Annotated in this window: 2 protein-coding genes; both read left to right on the top strand. The window is 47.3% G+C overall.

Annotated features, from left to right (window positions below; translation table 11 throughout):
* Positions 1-683 (top strand): phosphopantetheine-binding protein (locus Q0577_RS00465; RefSeq protein ID WP_298731700.1); only part of this gene is annotated, 683 nt, incomplete at its 5' end.
* On the top strand, positions 680-5692 hold a 5013-nt coding region (locus Q0577_RS00460), incomplete at its 3' end, for a non-ribosomal peptide synthetase (RefSeq protein ID WP_298731698.1). The genes Q0577_RS00465 and Q0577_RS00460, both read left to right, overlap by 4 nt.

Here is a 5692-nt window from a genome sequence, read left to right as displayed (position 1 = left end):
TGTACCGGACGGGTGATCTGGGAAGATGGCTGCCACAAGGTGAGATACAATACATCGGCAGGAAGGATGAACAATTGAAGATCAGGGGTTACCGCATTGAACCCGGAGAAATTGAAAATGCATTGCTGACACTTCCCGGTATAACAGCAGCAGTGGTGAATGCCAGCAGTAGTACAACCGGTGAAAAAGAGCTCGTAGCATATGTAGTTGCCGATCCGTTACTGCAAATTACAGACCTGCGCAACCAGCTTACAGGCCTTCTCCCCCCTTACATGCTGCCAGCGCACTATATACAGCTTGACGCCCTTCCCTTAACTGCCAATGGTAAGATTGACAAAAGAAGGCTTCCAGCACCAGGCGGTAATCTTTTTAATGAAACCTATATCGCTCCCACCAATGATACTGAACAACAGCTGGTAAATATATGGCAGGAAGTCCTTGGTAAAGATAAGATCGGCATTAAAGACAATTTCTTTGACCTCGGCGGCCATAGTTTAACGGCTATTAGAATTCTTTCCCGGATCAGAAATGAATTTAAGGTTGAGCTCAGAATGGACACAGTATTCAGCAATGCTACCATCGAATTCATTGCCCGCGAAATAATCAGAAGAAAGTGGATAGATATAGGAAATCAACAACTGGATATATCAGACATGAATGAAAAGCTAACAGTTACAATATGAAAAAACTTGCGCAAATTATTGACGAGCTGATCAAGCTGAATATCAACATACAAGCACAGGGAAACGATCTCAGAATATGGGGATCGGAAGAGAACATTACGCCAGAGATCATCCGGAAGATAAAGGAAAATAAAGATTCGCTGTTAATATACTTACGATCTGCAACCGCCGCAGATCACCTAACAACGGCTATACCTAAAGCAGCTAAACAGCCAGATTATCCGCTTTCGTCTTCCCAGCGGCGGCTCTGGGTGCTCAGCCAGTTTGAACAAGGCAGCGTAGCCTACAATATGCCGGGTGTGTACATCTTTGAAGGTGAATTGGATACTGCTGCGCTTTCTGCGGCATTCAAGAATTTGATACAGCGGCACGAGAGTCTCCGCACCGTGTTTCATCAAAATGAAGAGGGAACGCCCAGGCAGATTATCCTGCCTGCTGATATCGCTGCCACTGCTTTCCAGGTTGCGTGTAAGGATCTGCAACAGGAACCTGAAGAAACAGTGCATCGGTATATACAACAGGATTTGCAGCAGGTGTTTGATCTTACCAAAGGCCCACTGATCCGGGCAGCCTTATACCAGGTTGCAGCTAGCCGCTGGATTTTCACCTATGTGATGCACCATATCTGTAGCGACGGATGGTCAATGGAAATACTGATCCGCGAGCTGCTCCAGTCGTACAGTACCTGCCGCAAGGGAGAACAAGCCCCCCTCCTCCCACTTGGCATCCAATATAAAGACTACGCCTGCTGGCAGCAGCAACAACTGGAAGGTGATACATTAAACTTACATAAAAAATACTGGCTGCATCAATTACAGGGTCAGTTACCGGTAATTGAGTTACCGTTAGATAACAGCAGGCCTGCTGTAAAAAACTATCGTGGCAGCAATATCAGTAAACCTGTTTCCGGTCATCTTACAGATGGTCTCAGAGGACTATGCCGCCAGCAGGACGCAACCCTGTTTATGGGTTTACTGGCTTCCGTAACGGCGCTGCTGCATCAATACAGCCGCCAGCAAGACATTATTGTTGGGAGTCCGGTTGCAGGCAGGCAGCATGCAGACCTCAGTGACCAGATCGGCTGCTATCTTAATACCCTTGCCCTGAGGTTACGTTTTGACGAACAGTCCTCCTTTACTGATCTGCTGCTACAGGCTAAACAGATCACCCTGGAGGCTTATGAGCACGAGGTATATCCCTTTGATCAGCTGATCGAAGACCTGCAACTGCATAGGGATATGAGTCGCAGTCCGCTGTTCGATGTGCTGATAGATTATCATGACAACAGGTCAAGTGCTCAGAATGCGGAGCAGGAACTAGACAATATGCAACTCAGGATCAGCTCCTTTGGCAACAACACTCAGCCGGTGAGCAAGTTTGATCTTACATTTATGTTCATCGACTTGCCGGATGGGCTGCACCTGCTGTTGGAATATAATACCGACTTATTTGAAGCAGCAACCATTGAGCGTATGTTCAGCCACCTGGAAGGGGTGATAGCGGCGGTTGTTGACAACCAGCAACAAGCTATCAGCCGGCTGGAATATATCAGCAACAGAGAACGCCAGATGCTGCTCAGGGACTTCAACACTACTCCTGAACATTTTGCCGGTTATCAGCCTGTGGTATTGACTTTCAGGGAACAGGCAAAACGGTTGGGTGAAAATCCGGCCTTGTTATGGGACGATAATATGCAATCCTACAACAGGCTGGATAAATCATCTGATCATCTGGCTGCTCATCTCTTACAACAATACAATATCCAGATAGGTGACCGGATAGCAGTGATGATGGATCGTTCCGACAAGCTGATCATCACCCTACTGGCTATCCTGAAAGCAGGAGCTGCATTTGTACCCATTGATCCGGCTTACCCGCCTGCACGCAAACAATTTATTGTTGAAGATGCTGCTGTACAGCTGATCATCACTCAGACTGATTACATATTTGATATTGATTATTACCAGGGGCCGCTCTTTGCTATTGATGCACAACTGGAAGGATTAGCAGCGGTTGATGATGTTAGTCTGCCTAGTGAATTTCCGGCTGATGCGCTGGCCTATGTGATCTATACTTCCGGATCTACCGGCCAGCCTAAAGGATGTGCTATAACTAACGGCAACCTCTCCCACTATACCAGGTGGGCAAATAGTTACTACTTCGGACAGGGCACACCACCAACATTTGGCTGGTTCACCTCTATTGCATTTGACCTGTCTATCACCTCCATTTTCTGTCCGCTTACATCGGGTGGTGAACTGTTCATCTATGAACAACACAGGGATATACAAAGCATATTGCAGCACTGCTGTAGTCCAGAGAGTGGTATTAATGCACTGAAGATCACACCTTCCCATGTAAATCTCATTGCCCAGCTGGAACTGGACAGCACGGGTATTAAAACAGCCATCCTGGGTGGCGAACAAGTGACGAAGGAACAGGTGCGCATATTGAAGTCGCTGAATCCAGATATGGCAGTATATAACGAATACGGGCCTACTGAAGCTACAGTAGGATGCATCGTAAAAGAGTTGCAGGAAGATGATGCACAGATACTGATCGGTAAGCCCATTACGGCAACAGAGATATTCATCCTTGGCGAGGCTGGACAGCTTTGTCCTATCGGTGTAACAGGAGAGATATGCATCACAGGCGCAGGCCTAGCTAAGCAATATCTCAATAACCCCGAGCTTACTGCGCAGAAGTTCATCCCTAATCCTTACAGGCCTGGCAGCCTTATGTACAGGACCGGTGACCTGGGAAGATGGCTGCCACAAGGTGAGATACAATACATAGGCAGGAAGGATGAGCAACTAAAAATCAGAGGATATCGTATCGAGCCCGGCGAAGTCGAAAATGCCCTGCTGTCACATCCGGATATAACAAACGCGGTGGTAAGCGCTGTCACCAGCAAAGATGGGGAAAAAGAACTGGCTGCTTACCTGGTAGGCAGCCCACAACTTGCAACTGCCGATATACGGGATCATCTTGCCAGGCAGCTTCCTGCGCATATGCTTCCGGCACATTTCCTGCAATTGGATACGCTTCCTTTAACCACCAATGGAAAGATTGATAAAAGCATGCTGCCCCACCCTGCCGGATCCAATCTTGCTGATGACACCTATGTTGCTCCGGCCAATGACACCGAACAGCAACTGGCGGACATCTGGCAGGAGATATTAGGCAGGAAAAGAGTAGGCACCAGGGATAATTTCTTTGACCTTGGCGGAGACTCCATCAAAATACTGCGGATGTTGGCGGCCTTCAGAAAAACGGCCCACCTGGATATCCCGGTGTCTGATGTATACAAATATCCTACTATTCAAGCCTTACTTTCAAACACAATCCTCCATAAAGACGACAGGCTGCAGCAGCAAATAGAAAGACAGCAAAAAGAAGCCGGGATCAGGGTGGAGATCGAGGCCCTAAAAGAAAAGATCCTTTCCACGCTTAGCAATACCGCGAACATAGAAGACATATACCCTATGAGCGATATTGAGAAAGGGATGGTTTTTAGTGCCATGGTCCACCAGGACAGTGGTATGTATCACGATCAGATGGTGCACCAGCGGCTGTTCCCCGGATTTGATATCAACAGGTTCCAGCTGGCGCTTGAACTGCTTTCAACAAAGCACCCCATTCTCAGAACAGGCTTTAACCTCAGTGATTTTGAGAGGGAAGTGCAGATCGTGTACAAAAAGGTAACAATAGACCTGGTTTACCAGGACTTATCTACCCTCGAAAGGGTTAAACAGGAAGATCAGGTTCGCCGTTTTCTGACTGAAGAAATGAAAAAAACGTTCGATGTTAGCCAGGCGCCCCTATGGCGTATGGCTGCTTTCAACTTCGGTAACGGTGAAATGGTATTTGTATTCCAGTGCCATCATGCTATCATTGATGGATGGAGCGATGCATTCTTCATGACAGAGCTCAATAACCTTTATCTCGCCCTGGCAACAGACAGCAAATTTACTCCTGAACCACTCAAAATATCGTACAAAGACTTCATCGTACAACATGAGCTGGATAAAAGAGATGAAGCTACCCGCAGCTTCTGGAAGCAACAAATATCCGGCTTCAACAGGCTCGATATATTTACACAGGAACAAGACTTGCAGTTGTTGCACCACCGGCTGGATAAAACACTGTTGTATAAACTGGAAGCATGCGCAGCTAACCTGGGCGTCAGCGTTAAAGAAATATCACTGAGCGCCTACCTCTACCTGCTCAAAGTCCTCAACTACAATGCGGATATACTCACGGGGCTGGTTACCAATATGCGGCCAAACAGCGAGGATAGTGATAAGCTACTGGGCTGCTTCCTGAACACCATTCCTTTCAACATCCACGTAGACGAGCGGCAAACAGGGGCAGAACTGATCGCTGCCGTTCATCAGCAACTGGTCACGCTCAAGGACAGGGAAAGGCTCAGCATGTTCGAGATAGCCAGGATACACAACAAACAACAGGAAGCTGGAAATCCCTTCTTTGATGTACTATTCGATTTTGTTGACTTCCATATTTTCGGAGCTGTAAAAGAAGAAGCGATTGCGGCAGAGCAGACTTCACCCCTTCCTGGTCTCAATGTTGCGGGAGGTGTTGACCTGACCAATACTTTCCTTGACTTTATGATCAACCGGACCGGCGGCAATTATGTGCTTACTGTAAGGCTGACCCGTAAACTGAAAGCAGAACTTGATGCTAAACAACTGGTGGCAATGTTCTGTAGTATATTGGAACATATTGTTACCTCGCCGGAGCATCCCATTTACCAGGCGGATCACATTGATGCCCCAGGAAAACAGTTGCTGCTCAATAAGTTTAATACTGTACCGGAACTTTATAGCGGATATCAACCTGTGGTTAAGTTGTTCCGCGAACAGGCTGCACATAATCCTCAAGCAAAGGCGCTTCTCTGGGAGGATGGGAATATCTCCTATAAAGCACTCGATGGCAGCTCTGATCACCTGGCAGCATATCTCTTACAACAATACAACATCAAGAGCGGC

It is taken from the genome of uncultured Chitinophaga sp. (genome assembly GCF_937898475.1).
Taxonomy (GTDB): domain Bacteria; phylum Bacteroidota; class Bacteroidia; order Chitinophagales; family Chitinophagaceae; genus Chitinophaga.
This window is presented reverse-complemented; position numbering and strand designations above follow the sequence as displayed.